Annotated in this window: 9 protein-coding genes; 5 read left to right on the top strand and 4 right to left on the bottom strand. The window is 41.1% G+C overall.

The annotated features are described in order from the left end of the window. Positions 1–97 precede the first annotated feature (97 nt). Complete coding sequence (locus tag ABDW32_RS01015; RefSeq protein ID WP_343558675.1) at positions 98–3,199, bottom strand: TonB-dependent receptor; 3,102 nt, start codon at positions 3,197–3,199, stop codon at positions 98–100. A gap of 321 nt (positions 3,200–3,520) precedes the next feature. Here ABDW32_RS01015 and ABDW32_RS01010 point away from each other — a divergent pair, with 321 nt between their 5' ends. The 5 genes from ABDW32_RS01010 (at position 3,521) to bglX (ending at position 15,195) form a co-directional block, all read left to right on the top strand. Continuing rightward, positions 3,521–6,406 carry a triple tyrosine motif-containing protein gene (locus ABDW32_RS01010; protein WP_343558674.1) on the top strand — a complete coding sequence of 962 codons (2,886 nt, stop codon included), beginning with the start codon at positions 3,521–3,523 and terminating at the stop codon, positions 6,404–6,406. A 265-nt stretch (positions 6,407–6,671) separates the two neighbouring features. Further along, positions 6,672–9,770: a TonB-dependent receptor gene (locus ABDW32_RS01005; RefSeq protein WP_343558673.1), complete on the top strand. Its 3,099-nt coding sequence runs from the start codon at positions 6,672–6,674 to the stop codon at positions 9,768–9,770. Positions 9,771–9,789: 19 nt separating this feature from the next. Further along, positions 9,790–11,220, top strand: a complete 1,431-nt coding sequence (locus ABDW32_RS01000) for a RagB/SusD family nutrient uptake outer membrane protein (protein ID WP_343558672.1) — start codon at positions 9,790–9,792, stop codon at positions 11,218–11,220. A 78-nt stretch (positions 11,221–11,298) separates the two neighbouring features. Continuing rightward, positions 11,299–12,684 carry a glucoamylase family protein gene (locus ABDW32_RS00995; protein ID WP_343558671.1) on the top strand — a complete coding sequence of 462 codons (1,386 nt, stop codon included), beginning with the start codon at positions 11,299–11,301 and terminating at the stop codon, positions 12,682–12,684. A gap of 234 nt (positions 12,685–12,918) precedes the next feature. After that, on the top strand, positions 12,919–15,195 hold the full coding sequence (bglX, locus tag ABDW32_RS00990; RefSeq protein WP_343558670.1) for a beta-glucosidase BglX: 2,277 nt from the start codon (positions 12,919–12,921) through the stop codon (positions 15,193–15,195). A 353-nt stretch (positions 15,196–15,548) separates the two neighbouring features. On the opposite strand, the gene ABDW32_RS00985 is transcribed toward bglX, so the two are convergent. Genes ABDW32_RS00985 through ABDW32_RS00975 form a run of 3 tightly spaced genes read right to left on the bottom strand, consistent with a single transcriptional unit; the run spans position 15,549 to position 21,692 of the window. Beyond that, the gene (locus ABDW32_RS00985) at positions 15,549–16,913 is read right to left on the bottom strand and encodes a sulfatase-like hydrolase/transferase (RefSeq protein WP_343558669.1); all 1,365 of its coding nucleotides are present in this window, start codon (positions 16,911–16,913) and stop codon (positions 15,549–15,551) included. 42 nt (positions 16,914–16,955) lie between these two features. Beyond that, positions 16,956–18,563 carry a RagB/SusD family nutrient uptake outer membrane protein gene (locus ABDW32_RS00980; RefSeq protein WP_343558668.1) on the bottom strand — a complete coding sequence of 536 codons (1,608 nt, stop codon included), beginning with the start codon at positions 18,561–18,563 and terminating at the stop codon, positions 16,956–16,958. Positions 18,564–18,596: 33 nt separating this feature from the next. Further along, complete coding sequence (locus ABDW32_RS00975) at positions 18,597–21,692, bottom strand: TonB-dependent receptor (protein ID WP_343558667.1); 3,096 nt, start codon at positions 21,690–21,692, stop codon at positions 18,597–18,599. Positions 21,693–22,040 lie beyond the last annotated feature (348 nt).

Here is a 22,040-nt window from a genome sequence, read left to right as displayed (position 1 = left end):
TGGGCATTATTTCCAGCATCTTGCTGAGAATTATTACACCCAATTATTTATTTTTATTTATTTACCATCAATAGTACTACGTAGGTTCCTCCTGATGTTAAAACCTTAGATTTAGACCAAGGGTATACGATTTAATATTGGGGTAGCCCATGTAATCCAACCCCAGATTTCGGTTAGAATCCTGATAGCTTACCTCAGGGTCAAAACCCGAATAATTGGTCCAGGTCCATATATTTTGTGCGCTGAGGTATATTCTTAAATATTTTAGATGAATTTTTTCGAGCGACTTTTCTGAAAAATTATAGCCCAGAGCAAGATTTTTTAATCGGAGGTAAGAGCCGTCTTCTACCCAGCGTGAGGAGACTTCGGGATTGTTTGTTGAACTTGCCCTTGGTACATTTGTATTGGTATTTTCGGGTGTCCAGCGTCGCAATGCATCCTTGGTAGCATTACCCTTCCCGGCCATCCAATCGAGCTCCATCCGCGTAATATTCAACATATCATTACCATAACTTCCTTGCATAAAAATATTCAGATCGAAATTCTTATACTTAAAATCATTGTTAAAACCGAAGGTGAAATCAGGATTAGGATTACCTATAATCGTACGGTCATCGGCATTCACCACGCCATTTGCACCGGCGATCAATTGATTATTTTTATCGCGACCAAATAAATCTTTATAGCGAATATCTCCAGGTTTCTTATTTGGTTGCGCGCTAAAATCATCACCCTGCTGATAAATTCCATCGGTCACCCAACCAAAAAATGCGCCGAGTACCTCACCTTCACGTAGCAACTGCGAATCCGTTGAAAGCATGTGACCAGGGATCGTATTATATCGAATCTCGCCTCCAGGGAGCTGCAAAATCTTGTTGCGATTGAAACTGATGTTAAAATCTGTTTTCCATCCAAAGGCGCCGTTGAGATTGGTTGTCTGCAAACCAAATTCCCAGCCTTTGTTTTGCACACTTCCCACATTCTGAAGTGCAGTGGTGAAGCCCGAATAGAGTGGCAATGGTACCTGATACAACAAGTTGATTGTTTTCTTGTAATAATAGTCTATAGAAAGGTTGATTCTGCTTTTTAGAATACCGATATCCATCCCGGCATCTGTCTGCTTGGTTGTTTCCCAGGTTAAATTAGGGTTGGCAACATTCGTAGGCCGAACAGCATTAACAGGACTTCCCCCCATTGTTGTTAAAGTAGGTGAGAATCTAGCCAAAGATTGGTAGGAACCAATTTCCGAGTTTCCGGTTTCACCATAACTTGTTCGCAATTTTAAATTGCTCAGCCAATCGATTGATTTCATAAACGGCTCCTGGCTCAGGTTCCAGGCAAGTGCTCCAGAAGGAAAGAAGGCCCATTTATTATTATCACCAAACTTCGAAGATCCATCATACCGCCCAGTAGCTGTAATAAAATACCGATTTTTATAGTTGTAGTTTAAGCGCCCATAAAATGAAGACATTACCCAATCTTCGAGATTCGATGCTGCATTTTGATAATTGGAACCAGCACCTAGATTCCAATAGCTAAAGCTGTCTGAAATGAAATTTCGATTATTGGCCTGCCAGGTTTCATTTCTGGAACTTTGATAAGAATAACCAGCCATGGCGTTCAGATTATGATCTTCGTGAAATGTTTGTGTATATGTCAGGAAGTTCTCGTTGATCAAGTTGGTATTTTTATGCGCCGCAATGGATCCAACCCCACCAAAATTTCTCCCTTCCACGAGTTCTTTTGACACATAGTTACCTGTACGTTGATTACTGACCTGCACCCCGAAAGTACTGCGAAAGGTCAGATTTTCTAAAATCCCCAACTCCACAAATCCATTTCCCTGAAACAGATCTGTAATGACCTCATTTTTCCTTTCCATGGCAGCCGCTACCGGATTGTCATGTGGATCGCCGAACTGCTTCAGCGTGTATTTTCCTTCTGCATTGTACACGCCTTGTGTGGGTTCAAAACGCAACGCCGCAGAGATCACTCCAGCACCCGTCGTTCCGCTACTTCCCTCCTGTGTCCTTACTCCATTTAATTTATTGCGGTTAAACAGCAACCTTGTTCCAATTTTGATTCGATCAGAAACCTTCATTTCTAAATTTGAGGTTCCAGATAATCTTCTAAAATCGGAATTGATCACAGTTCCTTTCTGTCCAAAATGGCTCACGGAAGTATAATACCTGATGTTGTCGCTGCCACCGGACACGGAGACTTGATTATTCAACTGATTTCCATTTCTAAAGATAAGATCCTGCCAGTCTGTTCCTTCGCCCAGAGATTGTGGATCTTTAAAAGGCAAATTGCTGTTCCCGGCATTTGTATAAGTATCGTTAATATAAGAAGCAAATTCCGAAGCATTTAATAGCGAAAGGCGCTTGCCTACTTTTTGAGAGGCAAAGGAATTATTTAATTCAATAACGGGTTTACCTGAACGCCCTTTTTTTGTTGTAATCATGATCACCCCATTGGCCCCTCTCGAACCATAGATCGCTGTTGCAGAAGCATCTTTTAACACTTCGATAGATTCAACATCTTCGGGTGCGGGAGCAGAACTACCAGGAAATCCGTCTACAACATACAAGGGATCACTACTTGCATTGATAGAGCTACCACCCCTGATCCGTACGCGCGGAGCTTTACCGGGTTCGCCATTCGTGCTGGTTACTGAAACCCCAGCAGCCCGTCCCTGTAAAGCTTGTGCCGTACCGGCTAAGGGGAAGGCGTTGATTTGATTTGCATTAATGGAAGACACAGAACCTGTTAAATCGCTTTTTCGCTGTGTTCCATAGCCCACCACGACAACCTCATCCATAAGTGACTCGTTCGATTGTAAGGTGAGCTGTACTGTCTTTTGATTTGCCGCAAGCTTAATTTCCTGCTTGGCGTAACCTATGGACGAAAAAATCAATGTTGCTTGCGCAGGTACCTTTAGCGTAAATTCGCCTTTATCGTTGGTCTGTGTACTGCGGCCGGGAACGCCCTTTACGCTGATAGAAACTCCTTGTAGAGGCAAATTGTCTCTATTGACAACCTTACCTCTGATTTCTGATTCCTCCTGATTAATTTGATGATAAATGCCGCTAACTTCGCCCCTAGTTGCTCCCAGTGAGAAGCCGGGAGACAAAAATATGGCCATGGAAGCATAAGGAATAAGTGCACAAGGCCCTCTTCTGAAAAGCTTTGATTTCATAATTTTACTGTTTAGTGTTTTTGGTTTACGTTTTAAATTGATGGATTCACTCCTTGAGCAATTCGTTTGAATCCAAATCTAATTTTTAAAGATTTGTTCAAGTCATAGTCGTGTTTTATTTGGTTATTTGTTTCCAAGGTAATTAAAAAACGAGTAGACTTCACGGAATTGAGCGATTAAAAATGCGAAAACGATTTCGACTATTTTATCAAAAAGAACGCTAGGAAAACCTATAATAACATTCATATACGGCTTGGATTCTCCCTTTTGCGATAAAATCTATATATTGCTTTTCAAAATCAATTTAAAGTGAGGGATTCGATGATATCAAAAAAATATAGCGTTGCCTATATCTTTTGGTTTTGCGCTTTTTTTATGCTGAATATGAATACTGGCTATGGCCAGACAATCATACCCACGGGCACACCATTTGTTAAGCAATACAAAAAAGATCAATACAAGGCGGGAAACCAGAATTGGTCTTTAGCAATTGATCAGGAAGGGCGAATCTATAGCGCCAACACAGAGGGCTTATTACGGTTCGACGGACAATACTGGCGCATATACCCACTCCCCAACCATTCGACAGTCCGCAGTGTAGCTATTGATAAAGCGGGAAGGGTATTCACCGGTGGACGCGGGGAATTCGGCTATTGGACATCAAAGGCTTTTGGAGATATGAGCTACCATAGTCTTTCCAGACTGGTCAAAGACAAAACTTATTTTCCAAATGAAGAAATTTGGAAGATCATTGTTGAGGATCATCGTGTATTCTTTCATACGTTTTCCAAAGCCTATATCTGGGAGAATAACACAATAAGGCCCCTTACAGCGAAAGGTGAACCATTTTTATTTCCACATCAACTTAACGGCCAGCTGTTTTTTGAACAACTCCCCAGTGGCTTACACGAATTCAAAGCGGATAAATTAGTCCCTGTACCAGGCAGGGCGGTACTTAAAGACAAAAACGTATTGGCCATATTGCCCTATGATAAAAATAGATCAATTATAGCGACTGCGCGTCATGGGCTCTATCTTATGGATTCCAACGGAACTATTAAACCCTGGTCCATTACCGCCAATCCACTTCTAATCCAATCCCAAATAAACAACGGTATCTATTTATTTGGTGGACAGTACGCCTTTGGAACCATCCAAAATGGGGTAATTATTATCAATAAAAACGGAGAAGTCGTCCAGCATATCAATAAAAATAACGGTCTACAGAACAATACAGTACTCAGTATTGCAAAAGACAGACAACAAAATATCTGGGTCGGTCTGGACAACGGAATTGACCGAATTGAAATCAACTCCCCCTTATCTTTTTACACCGATTTTGCAGGAAAAATAGGTACCGTATATACTTCCATTATCTATCAGGGGAAAATTTATCTGGGAACAAATAAAGGCTTATTTGTCAGCGACTGGAAAGGATTAAATAATTACAATTCCCTGGATTTTGCTCAGGTGCCCAATTCAAATGGTCAGGTCTGGACTTTGGCTATATTTGGTACTCAACTGATCTGCGGCCACAACGATGGAACCTTTAAATTGGCTAACGGAAAACTGGAAAAGATTTCTGAAATTACAGGTGGCTGGATATTCAAACCCATATTCGGAACAAAAAATATTCTTCAAGGGAATTATACAGGATTATCAAAATTCATTTTTGATGATATGCAACTCCGATTTGCACAGCAATTTTCGACCATTAAAGAACCTGTCCGATTCCTCGCCCAAAAAGACAACCATTCTTTCTGGATTGGTGATTGGGGACAGGTGCAGCTGATTGCTCTTGACGCCGACTTTCAACAAGTCCAAATTCAATTTACATCAAAGCAAGACAGTCTTGCTTCCAAAAGAAGATTTACGGGTATTTACAGCCTGGAAAACAATCTTGTTTTTGCAACGGATAGTGGATTCATGCAGTTTGACAATATCGTCAAACGCTTTAGTTATGCGAGCGAATTAAACAAGGCTTTAGGAAGTTATAAAAATTCAAATAAAATCATTCCGATTAATACCAACAGCTATTGGTTTATTCAAAAAACTAGAATTGCCAAGGTAGATTTTGATAGTAAAGGAAAACTTAAAATCGATTCTAACCTACTGAGCCCCTTGCAGGATCGGATGATGAGCAATTACGAAAACATCCTGCCGATCGAGAATCATTATTATCTTATCGGATTGGACGACGGTTTTGCCATCTATCGGAATTCAGGTCAAAATTATAAATCGGTATTGCCTCCACCTCAGGTTGCTCAATTGACCAACCTTACAACTGGCGAAACAATCATACCCAATGCTGAGCTCAGATTGGCTTCATCCGAGAATAACCTCAGAGTAAGTTTCTCCAGCCCCTATTACTCTTCTTCTCCCTTACAATATCAGTATTACCTGGAAGGTTATTCAGATAAATGGTCGGATTGGAGCGAAACAGCTTATCAAGATTTCACAAATCTACCGTACGGACTTTTTGAAATTAAGATAAGGGCTAGAACCAATACCGGCCTGACTTCGGAAATACGGACAATATCTTTTACGATTAAATACCCCTGGTATCTGTCATGGTGGGCAAAAATTGGCTATACCCTGATTATTACAGGACTGATCTACCTTCTTTATAAACTCAATCTTCAACGAGAAAGGAAACGACAGTTTCAGGCAAAGCGAAAATGGCTGGAAGAAAAGAAAATTGCTTTGGAAAGAGATGCCGAACAAAAGGAGAAGGAATGGATTAAATTAAAAAACCAGCAGCTGGAGGATCAACTCAGTCTAAAAAATAAAGAATTGGCCAATGCTGCACTCAATATTGTTTATAAAAATGAAATGCTGAACAATTTACACGATGAACTCAAACAACTCAAAGACGCTGAAGGAAACAAACTCAGTTCGGACGAACTGAAAAAAATAAATAAGCTAATCGAAGACGCCCATAACGACGATCGTGACTGGCATATTTTCGAAAAAAGTTTCAATGAATCACATGAGAATTTCTTTAAGAAACTAAAACAGGAGTTTCCAGATCTCGTTCCCAATGATTTAAAATTATGTGCTTATTTACGGCTCAATATGTCCAGTAAAGAGATTGCTTCGCTACTTAACATCAGTACACGAGGAGTTGAAATCAGACGTTACCGATTACGCAAAAAATTGGGTATCCCAACGGACAAAAACCTATCCGAATTTCTGTTGGAACGTTAAAACTCCGCTACATACACTACATCATTACCACACAAGCGCTTTAGTGTAAAAAATACACTATAGCGCTCTTTTTTTTACATAAAAAACAAACATAAACACCTCATTAAAAATATTTTACCAAACAACATAAGCTGTACTGAGAAAGAACAAATTCCCTGTAGTAGTGATGTGAAAATGTTAAATTTTGGCAAACTTGTACTACATCAACATATTTGCTGAGGGAATAACCAATTGAATTTTTAAACAAACACCAAAATTTTACGATATGAGGAATCTATCCGCATTATTTTTGACATCCATGGTCGTCTCGGTTGCCTATGGACAAACTTCTATACAAGGAGTGGTCAAAGATGGATCCAGCATGATATCCATGCCCGGGGTCACCATTAGTATCAAGGGGAAAGCAGTATCTACCAAAACCGACGCAACGGGTAAATTTCAGATCAACGCCGCTCCTACCGACTCCTTAGTTTTCAATTTTCTAGGTTACCGCACGCAAACGGTATATATCGGAAACCAAACTCAACTGAATGTTTTTCTGGAAAACGAAAATAAAGCCTTGGAAGAGGTTGTCGTAATCGGTTATGGTACCCAGAAAAAGGCCGACCTGACAGGATCAATCAGTTCATTAAAATCAGCTGATATCACTAAACAGCCTGCAATGTCAGCGATGCAATCCATTCAGGGTAAGGCTGCAGGTTTAAATATTGTTGCCAATGAAGCTCCGGGCTCATCCCCCAATGTCATTATCAGGGGCTTAGGAACAGCGCTTTCCGGACGTAATCCATTATATGTTGTTGATGGTATCGCCCAAGATGATATTAATAACATCAATCCTTCGGATATCGAATCTATGGATGTACTAAAAGATGCTTCCTCGGCTTCTATCTACGGCCTAAGGGCTGCAAATGGGGTCATTATCGTGACCACAAAAAAGGGTAAGGCAGGCACTGTCAACATCAATTATGAAAGTTATGCTGGGATGAAAAAAATTCTCAATCGTGTCAAAATGGCCAATGGGGATCAATTCAGAACGTATTTTAATGAAAACTTACTCTCTCTTGGGATAACTAATTGGGAATTAAAAGAAAATCAGCCAAATAATACGGATTGGTATGATGAGTTGATCAAAACTGGAACTGTATTTAATAATGCCATCAACATTGCCGGTGGTACGGAAAAGGTTGATTATTTTGTTTCGGCGAATAACTTTACCGAGAATGGAATCCTCGATGGCTCCAAATATGTCCGAAACACAATCCGGAACAACAACGTCTATAAATTTTTAAACAATAGGCTCAAATTTTCGCAAAACCTCAATTTAACTTTAACAAACGCAACGCCAAAACCCAATAGCGCTTTTACAAGCGCATATAAGCAATCTCCGCTCGTGCCATTAATGTATTCGAATGGACGGTATGGGATCGGACGTGTCAACCAAAAAACAGGGATAGTGGGAATTGACGGAACTGCCGGACAGACCATTGGAAATTTAAATACGATCGGTAATCCAGTCTATGAGGTACTTCGACAAAATGAACGCACAAATACTTTAAGGTTACAGGGGAGCTTCGAAGCTGAATTTAAAATCACGGATTATTTAAAAATAAATTCTCGTATCGGTGCCAACAAATTCTATTCTAAACAGCGAGTTTTCACTGATATCAAAAACAATTGGCTACAGGCTAACCCATTGCGGACGGAAGCCGATTTCTATACCGAGAAAGCAAAAGGGGGCGCTGGCAATGTTGCTTTTGCCAACAATAGCCTCAAATATGAAAATCTTGAACAGTTCAGATGGTCATGGGAAAATTTCCTAACATTCAACAAATCATTTGATAAGCACAACATCGAAGCTGTCCTGGGAATGTCTCGAGAAAAATATGATATAAACAATATGAATAGCCAAATGGGCTATAATGTACCGGGACAGGAACAGTACTGGAATATTGATCTGGCATCAGATGAATACAAATTGATCACTCGTCAGACTTACTATACACCGAGAGCTTTAGCCTCTTACTTTGGGCGGGCGCAGTATAACTATGACAGTCGCTACTATTTAACAGCAACAGTTCGAAGAGATGCCTCAAGTGTATTTCGTAATACAGGTAAATATTGGGGAACATTTCCATCCTTCGGCATAGGCTGGACCGCATCCAATGAAGAATTTGTTAAAGACATCAGCTGGATAAACTTCTTAAAAGTGAGGGCTAACTATGGTCATTTAGGGAATCAGAATATTCCTTTAAACGTCTTTAATATTTTTTCCAGTCCAGAGAGTTCCAACTACAACTATGTTTTTGGTCCCGAACAGAATATGGTATACGGTAGTGCCAAAGGTACACCTCCGGTCGACTTAAGCTGGGAGGTTACCAAGGAAACCGGTGCCGGAATCGACTTCACGCTATTTAATAATCTGTCAGGTTCAGTCGATTATTATCATAAAAAGAATACCAATACCATTCTCGACGTCACTCCGATCTATTCGTCACCAGATGAAAAAAACTATTATGCACATGGCGCCAAGGTATTAAATCAAGGAGTTGAAGTCGCCTTAAATTGGAACAAGAATATCTCGCCAGATTTTAGCTATTCGGTCGGAGTCAACTATTCATATAACAGCAACAAAGTAACAGAGGTAGTCCATACCTATGATGGCGCTACCGGAGGAAGTCTGAACAATGGCGAAATCACAAAGCAGCTGCGGGTCGGCCAACCTATTTATGCCTGGTGGATGTTTGAATCAATCGGTGTATTTCAGGATGCGAATGATATCGCTAATAATCCTTCTTTCGGACCAGCTAAACCAGGTTACTTAAAATATAAAGATCAAAATGGGGATGGCGTAATTGATACCAGAGATAAGAAATTTTTCGGTTCCTTTATACCAAGTTCAACCTATGGGATTAATTTGGGGATCAACTATAAGGCCATTGATTTTAATATCTCAGGTTATGGTGTTGCTGGCAACAAGATTTATAATGGCATGAAAAGTACACGTACCGATGGTGGAGAAAATATTGCCCTGTCGACCTTTGAGAACCGTTGGACAGGACCAGGTTCAACCAATGTGCATCCAGGAGCCGAACGGGCAATCTGGGCCTCAAGTTACTTCCTTGAGTCAGGCAGTTATTTCCGTATCAACAACATCACTGTTGGTTACACATTTGATAAACTATATAGCTCAAAATCAAAATTACGATTATATGTAACCGCTCAGAATCCGTTTATGTTTACAAAATATAGCGGTTTCTCGCCTGAATTAGCTGGTGACGGTAGTCCCAACTTAACCTCCGGTATCGAGCTTTCGGCTTATCCGACCACCCGTAATTTCCTTTTTGGACTTAACATGCAATTTTAATCTTTAAAATTACTACACGATGAAAATTAATAAGCTCTATATAGCAATCGTACTCAGTGCAGGTTTGACATTACATTCCTGCAAAGACAGCAAATTTTTAGATGTTCCTTCAAAAGAAAATGTCGAAGCAGAAGATAGTGGTACGGTATATACCCCCGAACAATTTGTGAATGGTGTCTATGGCATGTTTACGGATTGGGATTATGCTTTTTCCTTTTTGGGTATAACTGAAATGATTTCAGATAACGCGGATAAAGGCAGCTCCGCAACCGATTCAGGCGGCGACAAATTATTATTGGATAATCTCACATATACTTCTACTGCAGGTTCATTTCAATCGATGTGGGCCCGATGGTATAAATCCATCGGTCGCGCTACGCGCGCAATTGAGTATACTGAAGAGTATGGTTTAACCGATGAGGCCTATAAAAACAGATTAATTGGAGAAGCCAGATTCCTTCGGGCACTCAACTATTTCTATTTGGTGCGCGGCTGGGGGGACGTTCCAATCCAAGAGCGCGATTACATTAAAAGGGAACCAGCTGCCGAAGTCTATGCATATATTGAAGCAGATCTTCAGTTTGCAATTGACAACCTTCCTGTAAAATCTGCATATGCGGCAAAAGATCTCGGGCGCGCAACCAAAGGAGCTGCACAAGGATTATTATCAAAAGTGTATCTGTATCAAAATAAGTGGCAACAAGCAGCCGATATGGCCAAAACTGTCATCAACTCCGGGGGGTATAGCCTTGAAAAAGATTACGCAACAATTTGGCGATTGGCGGGAGAAAATGGTCCCGAATCACTATTTGAATGGCAAGCACGCGGCACCTCCATTGCCCATGGTATACAACAATACAGTCAGGTACAGGCTCCCCGTGGTGGTGCAGTCGCTTTAGGTTGGGGTTTCAACATCCCTAGCCAAAATCTACTGAATGCTTTTAATGCAGAAAATGACAGTATCCGTCGCGATGCGACCATTATTTTCAGGGGTGAAACGCTTTACGATGGACGGTTGATCGACAATGGTGTTGAAAATCCGATGTATAACGAAAAAGCCTATTCTTCCGCAAACGGTGGTGCCGGGGATACGGACAAAAACATTCGTTATCTTCGCTTGGGCGAGATTTATCTTATCCTTGCCGAAGCAGCCAACGAACTTGGTAACAGCAATGAAGCCCTAGATGCACTCAATATGATCCGTACACGTGTAAAATTACCGAAAATAACGACGACGGATCAAGCGCAGCTCCGTCAATTGATCTGGAAAGAAAGACGTCTTGAACTGGCTTTTGAGCACGACCGGTGGTTTGATCTGATACGGACGAAACAAGCCAAAGCTGCAATGGCTGCCGAAGGAAAGACATTTCAAGATAAAATGATGCTCTTTCCAATTCCAGAAAATCAGCGTATACAAACACCAGAAATGCCCCAAAATCCAGGTTGGTAATATAGCACAAAATAACACCGTCCAAACGACCATCGTGTCGTTTGGACATTTTTCAAGACTCTTAAAATTTTTTTATCCATGAGAACACGAACAGCATATCCAAGCATCGCTGGTATTGCTTTGGCCCTTCTTCTCAGTAGTTCATGCCAAAACACCGCCACCAAAAACGTTGGAAAACCAACTACAAATGATTCTATAGATCAATCTCAAATGAATGAAGACTCCCTGTTAACGAATATTCAACAACAGACCTTTCAATATTTTTGGGAAGGTGCCGAACCAACATCGGGGCTTGCACGCGAACGTATCCACATGGATGGTGTCTATCCGGAGAATGATCGTAATGTGGTGACTATAGGTGGAAGCGGTTTCGGCCTGATGGGGATGATCGTTGCCATGGAACGAGGCTTTATCACAGCGGACCAAGGTATTCAAAAGCTCAACCACATAATGGACTATCTTGCCAAGATCGAAAGATTTCGTGGTGCCTGGGCACATTGGTATAACGGCGAATTAGGTACAGCCAAACCTTTTAGCGAGAAAGACAACGGTGGGGATATTGTTGAAACGGCCTTCTTAGCACAGGGACTCATCACTATTCGTGAATATCTAAAAGACAAGAGTGATGCTGCTAAAGTAGTTTCACAAAAAGCGGATAAACTTTGGAAAGAAATCGACTGGAACCATTATACAAATGGACAAAATGTGCTCTACTGGCATTGGAGTCCAAAATTTAATTTTCAACAGAACCATCCCATCAAAGGCTATGATGAATGTCTGATTACTTATGTTTTAGCAGCCTCCTCGCCCACTCACCCGATTTCACCTCGTGTGTACCACGAAGGATGGGCAAGATCCGGCGGGATTAAAAGCAATGCCAAAAAATATGATATTCCATTAGTGCTTAAACACAATGCCAAAGAAGGCGAAGTAGGCCCTTTGTTTTGGGAACACTATTCTTATTTGGGATTAAGTCCGAAAGGGTTAAAAGATCAGTATGCTGATTATTGGGAGGCCACCAGTAACCATGTTAAAATAAATCTGGCTTATGCGGGACAAAACCCAAAAGGTTACAAGGGTTATGGCCCTGACAAAGGCTGGGGCTGGACGGCCAGCTATTCCATCAAAGGATATGATGCGCATCATCCCGACAATGACCCCGGGATCATCTCACCGACCGCAGCATTATCTTCCATGCCCTACACCCCACATGAAAGTATCCGGTTTGCGCAATATCTCAACGGAAAACTAGGTGATAAAGTTTGGGGTAAATATGGTTATTATGATGCTTACAGTGAAACATCCAATTGGTTTCCACAACGTTATCTAGCGATCGATCAAGGACCTATTATCGTCATGATCGAGAATTATCGAACAGGAAAAATCTGGGACTTATTTATGCAGGCGCCAGAGATCCAGCAAGGACTGAAAAAACTTGGTTTTGCAAGTCCTTATTTAAAGTAGTGGAAGATTTAGGAATCATTTTTAATCCATCACACGTTAAAAATGGTTCCATCCACGAAAATATAAAACTGTCAATAACAAACATGAACAGATTATAAAGATCATATTGAGCTGTAAATTAAAATAGGTTATAGCATGTAATCGTGATCTAACAAAACTTCAATCATCCACCAAACCGGATATGGTAAGCCCGTTTATAACAATCGTTCATAGCAATATAAAAGAAATTAATACATGAAAAAAGTAGTAGGAACATTCCTCCTTGCGTTTTTGGCTTGGCATGCCAGCCCAGCACAGTCGAATCAAAAAATGGACCAGTTTATAGACCAACTCATGGCTAAAATGACTGTAGAAGAAAAGATCGGGCAGCTAAATCTGGTCACAGGCGGTGAAGCGACAACAGGAACTACGGTTTCCACGGATGTGGAAACTAAAATCCGAAATGGTCAGATTGGTGGCATATTCAGTATGAGTACGCCATCCAAGATTCGGAAAACCCAAGAAATTGCAATAAAACAGTCCAGGCTTAAGATTCCGATTATCTTTGGTATGGATGTTATCCATGGCTATCGCACGGTTTTCCCTATTCCTTTGGGCCTTGCAGCGACATGGGACATGGGATTAATTCAGCAGTCTTCCCGTATTGCTGCCGAGGAAGCCACAGCTGATGGGATAAACTGGGCTTTCTCGCCGATGGTAGATATTTCGAGGGATCCAAGATGGGGTCGTATCTCTGAAGGCGCCGGTGAAGATACTTACCTGAGTTCGAAGGTTGCCGAAGCTGTTGTTCATGGTTTTCAAGGCGATAATCTAGCTGCACACAATACCATGATGGCCTGTGTGAAACATTTTGCGTTATACGGTGCCGCAGAAGCTGGCCGGGACTACAATAGTACCGATATGAGCCTTCATCGTATGTACAATGAATATCTACCGCCCTACAAAGCGGCTATAGATGCTGGCGCAGGGAGCATCATGACTTCTTTCAACGACATCAATGGCGTACCTGCTTCGGCCAATAAATGGTTGATGACCGACGTATTACGCAAACAATGGGGCTTTAAAGGCTTGGTCGTAACCGACTATACCGCTGTTAATGAACTCTCAGCACATGGCCTTGGAGATCTGCAACAGGTATCGGCGCTCAGCTTAAATGCCGGAGTAGACATGGATATGGTCGGCGAAGGTTTTCTAACCACGTTGAAAAAATCACTTGATCAAGGTAAAGTCCAACTCGCCGATATTGATCGAGCCTGTCGTTTTGTACTGGAAGCAAAGTATAAACTGGGATTATTCGAAGATCCTTATCGTTATTGCGATGATCAGCGCGCAAAAACCGTCATCGGTTCTGCAGCCAACCAGGCCAAAGCAAGAGAAATTGCGGCTAAATCATTCGTTTTATTGAAAAATGAAAATCAGATTCTCCCATTAAAAAAGTCGGGCACAGTCGCTGTAATCGGCCCTCTAGCCAATTCAGGTGCCAATATGCCAGGAACCTGGAGTGTGAGTGCAGAATTGGAGAAAACAGCTTCATTGGTGGAAGGAATGAAAGCGGTCTTGGGTAACAAAGTAAATCTCCTTACGCACTTGGGCAGTAACCTTCTGGAAGATCCTACTTATCAAAAACATGCAACAATGTTTGGCCGTACAATAGCCAGAGACCCCCGAAAAGAAGATGAAATTATTGCGGAGGCGTTGAAGGTTGCCAAACAAGCTGATGTCATTGTTGCAGCACTTGGGGAATCTTCAGAAATGTCCGGAGAAAGCTCAAGCCGTTCCGAACTGGATATTCCGAAAAATCAGCAAAATCTTTTAAAAGCATTGTTATCAACCGGAAAACCAGTTGTGCTTGTTTTATTTACAGGTAGGCCGCTTACCTTGACCTGGGAAGATGCACATGTTCCCGCCATATTAAATGTTTGGTTTGGGGGCACAGAGACCGGAAAGGCGGTTGCAGATGTATTGTTTGGAGATGTCGTTCCCTCTGGAAAGATTACAGCAACTTTTCCGCGCAATGTCGGGCAAATCCCCATCTACTACGCGCACAAAAATACAGGAAGACCTTACGGAAATTCTGGGGATTTTGAAAAATTTAAATCGAATTATTTAGATGTAAGCAACTCACCGCTCTACCCCTTTGGCTATGGATTGAGTTACACAAGCTTTGCTTATGGTGATATTCATCTAGATAAAAACACATTAGACAACAACAGTAGTATTCACGCGAATATCACGATTAGCAATACAGGGAAGTATGACGCCGAAGAAACAGTTCAGCTCTATATCCAGGACTTGGTTGGCTCTGTTACCCGCCCGGTAAAAGAATTGAAAGGGTTTCAGAAAATATATCTGAAGAAAGGTGAAACAAAGACGGTTAAATTTGAGATTAACGTAAAGGATCTCAAATTCTTCGATAATAATCTGAACTATGTAGCCGAGCCGGGAGATTTTAAAGTCTATATCGGTCCCAATAGCCGTGATGTTAAAGAGGGGAATTTTAAACTACTTTAAAGTCGATCTGCCCCATTCGCAGCTGGCTTAACTTTTAGATAGTTTTCACTCGACACTTACTGAGTGCAAATTAACTACTGATTAATACCAACTTCGCCTTTAATAGGGGTTTAACAGGGATATAGCAGGGGGTTAACAGGGGTATAACAGAGGTATCCCCCTATTAACCCCCTGTTTATACCTTATAAAACAACTGTTAATCCGGTTTTAATGACGAAGATAGTACGAACTTGGTCATACGATAATTCCCGCATTTGTCAACACCCATTAAAACAAATACGACGATATCAACAATAGACTTAATAATCCCCACAGAAAAATTAGCACTAGGAGCGTAAACTCCCAATTTCTTATTATTTCATATTTCCATCGAAGGTTTCAAATAGTGCACGTAATTCCGCAGCTTTCTCCGGATAATCTGCAATTACATTCGTTCTTTCGCTTGGGTCCCAAGCAATATTATGTAGTTCTTCAACCGCCTCGTAGGGTTTTCCCGATATTTGGTTAACCCCCGCCGGTACTCGTCTATATTTCCAGTCACCAGCTCGAACAGCTTCAACATGCCCATAGTTTACCAGAAATATCGGTCGGTGTACCGCCTTTAGATCTTCTGTTTTACCACTCAATAAATCATCTATTTCCTGGCCATCGATGGATTTTTTTGGAAGAGGAGCCCCTGTCCATTTTGCAATTGTCGGTAATACATCCAAATTACTGATTGCCTGTCTAATCACTTTTCCTTCCTGGGCATATCCTTTTCCGTACACGATAAACGGTACACGTACACCACCTTCCGTAGTTTCGGCTTTCGACCCCTTAAAAACTCCAGCGGTACCCACATGCCAATTTTTTGTTGCATGGTCATCTGACATCCGCGAAGGGTAGGCGATCCATGGGCCATTGTCGCTCGAGAAAATCAGAATTGTATTATCTGCCAATCCCTTTTTCTCAACAGTCTTCCAAAGTTCAGCAAAATTATGATCCAGTTCCCGCATGACGGCTCCCAATGGACCTGCATTCTGTTGATCCGCAAATTTATTCTTTTTGTTCGCAAAGGCTAATGGAAGGTGGGGGAAATTGTGCGCGTAATACAAAAAGAATGGATGATCTTTATCCTGGTTTTCAATAAAATTCACCGTTTCCTTATGGTATAATGCACTTAAATCCGAATCGTCGGGAGCAATGACCTCGGGTTTTCTATTCCTAAAGATTTTAATTACAGAATCTGTTTTTACATAAGGATCGCGATAGTCATGACTATATAACATTCCATAGAAAAAATCGAAGCCTTGTTTATTGGGATGATGATAAACCTGTTTATCACCAAGGTGCCACTTGCCGATCAGACCAGTACGATAGCCTACTTTTTTAAGTAGTTCGGCAATGGTTTCCTCCTCATCAGGTAGCCCGACATCTGATCCGGGACCGATTGGCACCGGAAGATTATAACGAGAAGCATATCGTCCGGTCAGCAAAGATGCCCGCGAAGGAGTACAAGAGGGAGTCGACACCATAAAATTTGTTGCCCGCACACCTTTGCTGGCGATGGAATCCAAAAAAGGAGTCGAAATATTCGGACTACCATAACAGCCGAGGTCACTATAGCCTAAATCATCTGTAAGAATCAGGATTATATTAGGCTTCTTGTTTTGTGCATTAACAAATGTAACGAAGAGAAACATGGTCATTGCCATGAAAAGTTTAGTATATCGCATCATGATTGTATGATTTAATTGGAAACAATGTCGCAATATAAGAAATTACCAATTTGGATTTTGCCGTAAGTTAGAATTTAGATTTATTTCACGCTGGGGGATTGGCCAAAGGTAATGTTTTAGCGGATCGAAAACACGCCGTTCGGAAGCTGCTTCAACCACAACCGTTTCGCCCTTGTTATTTTGATAGGTAATACCATACACTTTACCGGGGACGACCTTTTCAGCCGTTTTCCATCTTCGAATGTCCGCGAGGTGTAAGCCTTCGAAAGCAAGTTCGACAGTGCGCTCACGACGTACAAGCTGACGAAGCTGCTCGCTGTCTCCTATTGCATTTATATTTGGTAGCTTTACGTCATTCCGGGAGTTTCTTACTTGATTAATTGCAGTATAGACGCTTTCATCGATTTCTCCAATTTCAATTTTAGCCTCTGCAAAAGTCAGCAATACTTCTGCATAACGTAACAGCATAATATTTAGTCCACTTTTGGAAGGGTTGGACAAGTCTTTTTTATCAATATATTTTTTGATGTTAAATCCTGTTGTTGACGCAATATAGGTACTACCTACTGCATCGGCGGTCCCACTGTTCGGCGCGGGATGAAAAATCGCACCACTAGGTAGTTGATCGCCATCTAAAAAAACCGAATGATAAAGTCTAGGATCTCGGTTTTTATAAGGATTTTTGACGTCATAATCAGCAGCATCTGTGATCACTTGTCCGTTAATGGTCACGTAACTATCGACTAAAGCTTTTGTCGGTACATAAGTGCTTTGTCCATTCTGCTGACTGTAAGGTGCCAACTGACTGAAAACATTTTGAGTATATATATTTTCTAAAAATTGCTTATCTAAAAGGACTTCTTTATTATTTTCTGCTGCATAGGAGAAAAGCGTCGCATAGGAAGGATACAGTTCAAACTGATGACTATCAATAATTAACTTGGCTGCTTTGACTGCAGCTGCAAAACGTCCTGCATAGAGGTCTGCTCGCGCCTTTAGGCCTAAGGCTGCCCAGCGCGTGATCCTCCCGATATCATTCCCGCTATAAAAATTAGGTAAGCCCGCTGCTGCTTCCTCCAGTTCCTTGTCAATAAAATCATATATTTCAACAAGCTCTGCCTGCTGCACTTCCCTTCCTTCCTGCAATGTCAACGGTGTTTTTACCAAAGGCACCTTACCGAATAAATAGGCCAACTTGATATACTGATAAGCCCTTAATACCCGAGCTTCGCTGATATATCGCGTAATTAATGCTTCATTTTTACTTCCTTCAATTTTATTGACATTTGCCAAGAAATAATTGACGGCACCGATTCCCTTATACGCATTACTCCAGGTGTTATATAGACGCGAACTTGATGCATCATAAGTTCCTTGTTCGATATACGCGTCTACTGCAAAAGGTTGATTGACATGCGCAATATCTGTTAACGCATCCAGATAGAAAATTTCCGCTCCATCCAGGTCATTATACAATGCATTAACAGCTAATTCTACATCTGCTTGACTTTTCCAAAATATATTTTCCGAAAGTCGATCTGTAGGTACTGTATTTAGGAGATCTTTATCGCATCCGGCCGTCAGCAAGGATAGGATCATGAAAGCGTAAAAAAGATTTCTTTTATGATATAAATAGTTATAAAAATTCATTGCTCTTCAATTTAAAAAAACACAAAAAATGCTCTAAAGGGTCAAATTCACGCCGAAGGTATACAGTGCTGTCTGAGGATAATAAACTGCCCTTCCCGATTCCGCCTCTGGATCCAAATTCCATTCATTCAGTTTGGAGAAGGTCAGCAAATTGGTAGCAGACAGATAGACACGCAGCTTGCTGATACTCACTTTCCCGATCCTTCTTAGTGGAACAGTATATCCTAATTGTATATTTTTCAAACGGAGATATGAGCCATTGATAACCAATCGGTCAGCGGTCGCAACATTACGTAGGTCATATTTCACCACGCGTGGGAAAGATGCATCGGGATGTGTAGGTGTCCAATAATTAGCGGTATAAATTTCATGGGTAAATCCCTCCTGATTTCCCATCTCTGACAGTGCACCCGAAAGTCGGGCATCAACTTTTGCTGTCCCCTGAAGTAGGATATCAAGATCAAAATTTTTGAAGGCAAAGCCACCATTCAGTCCGAAAGTATATTTTGGAAAAGAATTTCCAATAGCTGTCATATCACTCGCATTGATTACACCGTCTCCATTCAGGTCTACATATTTCACATCACCGGGTTGTGTGTTTGTTGCATAGGTTGCGCCATAGGCTTTTATCTCTTCAGCGGACTGAAATAAGCCATCAGTCTTATATCCCCACAGGGTATTGATTGGCAGTCCTGTTGCAATAATATATCGGGGATCGATATCAGAGCCGACGATATAGGGTCCGGTGCCTTTCAAATCCGTCACCTCATTATGGTTGATGCTCAAGTTAGCGTTTATTTGATAAGTGAAAGCACCCGGACGCGATGCCCTTTTATGATAATTTACTGCAAATTCCCAGCCGCGGTTAAGTACGGTTCCTGCATTCTGAGGCGAAGGTTTTAGCCCCAACACAGCTGGAATATCCAAATTTAATAAAATATCATTAGTCACTTTATGATAGTAATCCAATGTGAAAGCCAATCGATTGTTTAAAAATGAAGCATCCAATCCTAAGTCATACTGTTGCGTAGATTCCCAACCAAGTTGTTGATTCGCGTAACTATCCAGCCGATAACCTTGCACGGATTTGCCACTAAAATTATAACCGGCCGCCACCAATGCAGAATAATAACTATATAGATCGACAGATTGGTTACCGGTTTTACCCCAAGAAGCACGTAGTTTAAACTCATTCAGCCAGTTTTTTATTGGTGTCCAAAACTGTTCATTCGACAGAAGCCACCCAGCTGAGGCAGAAGGGAAAAAACCGTATTGTTTATCACCCGTAAAACGGGATGAACCATCATATCGACCATTAAATTCAACTAAATATCGGCCATTCCAATCATAGTTCAGCCTACCGAAAAAGGAGCGCAATCCATATTGTGCGTCGTACCCATTGTTATTTTTGGTTGCATCATCCGCCCCTTGCCCAATGGATGTGATGTCATTACTATAAAATCTTTCCCGATATGCTGTGAGATTGTTTTGGTAATTGTGGATCTGTGAATATCCTGCAAGCGCTTTGATATGATGTGAACCACTCGTCAGTTGGTAGGTAAGCAAATTATTCCAGGTATATTCACTGTTATTGTCCCTAAACTCAGTCAACGAATTTATAGGAAAGCTTTTTACTATTCCTGTATTCCTATCCCTATTTTCAAAGGCATTTAGAAAAGTCTTTGTATTGTTAAAATTCAGCCGGACTCCAAACTGGGACGTAAAAGTTAGGTTTTCCCCCAGCTGTATATCTGCTTTTACAATGGAACTTAAATAATTTTCGTTTACTTTTTTATAACCGCTTTTTTCAATCAACATCAATGGATTATTTCCTTGTGTACTCAGGCCATAAGTCCCATCGTCGTATTTGGGAACCACCCACATCGAGCCGTGAAGGAAGTTGTTAATCGGATCACGCCCTGGCTCATAGGCTTTACTATAACGGTAATTAATACTTCCAGTAAAATTGAGCCAAGATGTTGCCTTATAATCATTATTCAATCGAAGGTCAGCCAGTTCTGCACCATAATTATCGATGATACCATTTTGTTTGTTATAGCGCATTGCCAATCTAGACTTCAACACTTCGTTTCCGCCCGAAAATGATAGCGAGTGATCGTGCTGTGGTGCTGTTTTCAATAAGGTTTCAAACCATGTGTTTGGCAAGGGGTATTTTTCACGGTCTGTGGCATTGCGATAACTTTCGATCGATTCATCTGTAAATCGTGCGGGTACAGCCAACCCTGCGTTACGATAAGCATCCTGCTGCAATTGAAGATAAGATATTACATCCATTTGCTGTGGCCGATTGATTGATTTCTGAACCGCATAGTAGCCATTGTAATCAATAACAACATGACCGGGTTTTGCACTCTTTGTCGTTACGAGAATAACACCATTGGTAGCACGGGAGCCATATATCGCTGTGGAAGAGGCATCTTTTAAAACAGAAATTGAAGCGATATCATTTGGATTGAGTTTGGACCAAGGCTGCTCGATACCATCTACAATAACCAACGCATTGTTTTTACTCAAATCATACCCACTGGTGTTGCTTGAATTGGTGTTAAAAGTAGTCAATCCGCGAATTCGAATATTTGCAGCCGATTGCCCCGGCTTCCCCCCTAAATCTTGTACAGTTACACCGGGTAACATCCCCTGTAAAGCTTGTTGTGTATTAGAAACAGGGCGTTTGTTTAATTTCTCCCCATCGATACTAGCAATCGAATTCGTCAAAGAAATCTTCTTTTGTGTTCCATACCCCACGACAATTACTTCATCCAGATCCTTGGTAACAGGTTCCAACTCTATTATAACGGAGGATTGTGACACAGAGATCGTCTTCCTTTTGTAACCGACGCGTGAAACAGTGATAGACAGCGGCAATTTTTGTCCGGTGACGAATTGAAAAAATCCTTTCTGATCCGTTTTAACGCTATGCGTAACTGCTTCAAGTTGAACGGTTACATCTCCAAGTGCCAATTTGCTCTGGCTGTCGTAAATATATCCGGATAGTGATGCATTAATAATGGGTTTAGGCTCAATTTGTGCATAAGTATATTGCCCAATACAAGACAAGCCTAAACATAAAAACAGTGTAGAATACCGTAGTACCCTAAAATTTTTCATAGGTAAAGATTTAATCGTGAATACTAACAAGTGCCAACGCCAATCGAAAACTTGTTTCTATTTTGAAGACATTCGGGGAAGCGAGCGCCTCCCCAACTGTCAATTTGAGAAAAGATAAGGGAAATTTATCCTATGATACACATTCGCATTTTTCTTACAGAGGGGGTTCCAGCCATGAAAGACTTTGATGTAAAATTTGTAAGGAATGTGATTTTACTAATGTTGATATAGTTCATAGTGTATTAAATTTGTTTTGTTAAAAAGACGCCAATTTTTCATCCTCGTACACTTTCGGTGTCTTTCACAAATATAAAAGAAATTTCAATATAATCTACTAATTCTATAGAT

Origin of the sequence: Sphingobacterium sp., assembly GCF_039596235.1 — a bacterium.
GTDB lineage: Bacteria > Bacteroidota > Bacteroidia > Sphingobacteriales > Sphingobacteriaceae > Sphingobacterium.
The sequence above is the reverse complement of the archived record's forward strand: the minus strand, read 5'-3'. Positions and strand labels throughout refer to the sequence as shown.

Bases quoted from the DNA above. Each gene is read 5' to 3' on its own strand.
- ABDW32_RS01015 (WP_343558675.1), bottom strand. From the start codon at position 3,199: ATGAAATCAAAGCTTTTCAGAAGAGGGCCTTGTGCACTTATTCCTTAT.
- ABDW32_RS00985 (WP_343558669.1), bottom strand. From the start codon at position 16,913: ATGATGCGATATACTAAACTTTTCATGGCAATGACCATGTTTCTCTTC.
- ABDW32_RS00995 (WP_343558671.1), top strand. From the start codon at position 11,299: ATGAGAACACGAACAGCATATCCAAGCATCGCTGGTATTGCTTTGGCC.
- ABDW32_RS01000 (WP_343558672.1), top strand. From the start codon at position 9,790: ATGAAAATTAATAAGCTCTATATAGCAATCGTACTCAGTGCAGGTTTG.
- ABDW32_RS01005 (WP_343558673.1), top strand. From the start codon at position 6,672: ATGAGGAATCTATCCGCATTATTTTTGACATCCATGGTCGTCTCGGTT.
- bglX (WP_343558670.1), top strand. From the start codon at position 12,919: ATGAAAAAAGTAGTAGGAACATTCCTCCTTGCGTTTTTGGCTTGGCAT.
- ABDW32_RS00975 (WP_343558667.1), bottom strand. From the start codon at position 21,692: ATGAAAAATTTTAGGGTACTACGGTATTCTACACTGTTTTTATGTTTA.
- ABDW32_RS00980 (WP_343558668.1), bottom strand. From the start codon at position 18,563: ATGAATTTTTATAACTATTTATATCATAAAAGAAATCTTTTTTACGCT.
- ABDW32_RS01010 (WP_343558674.1), top strand. From the start codon at position 3,521: ATGATATCAAAAAAATATAGCGTTGCCTATATCTTTTGGTTTTGCGCT.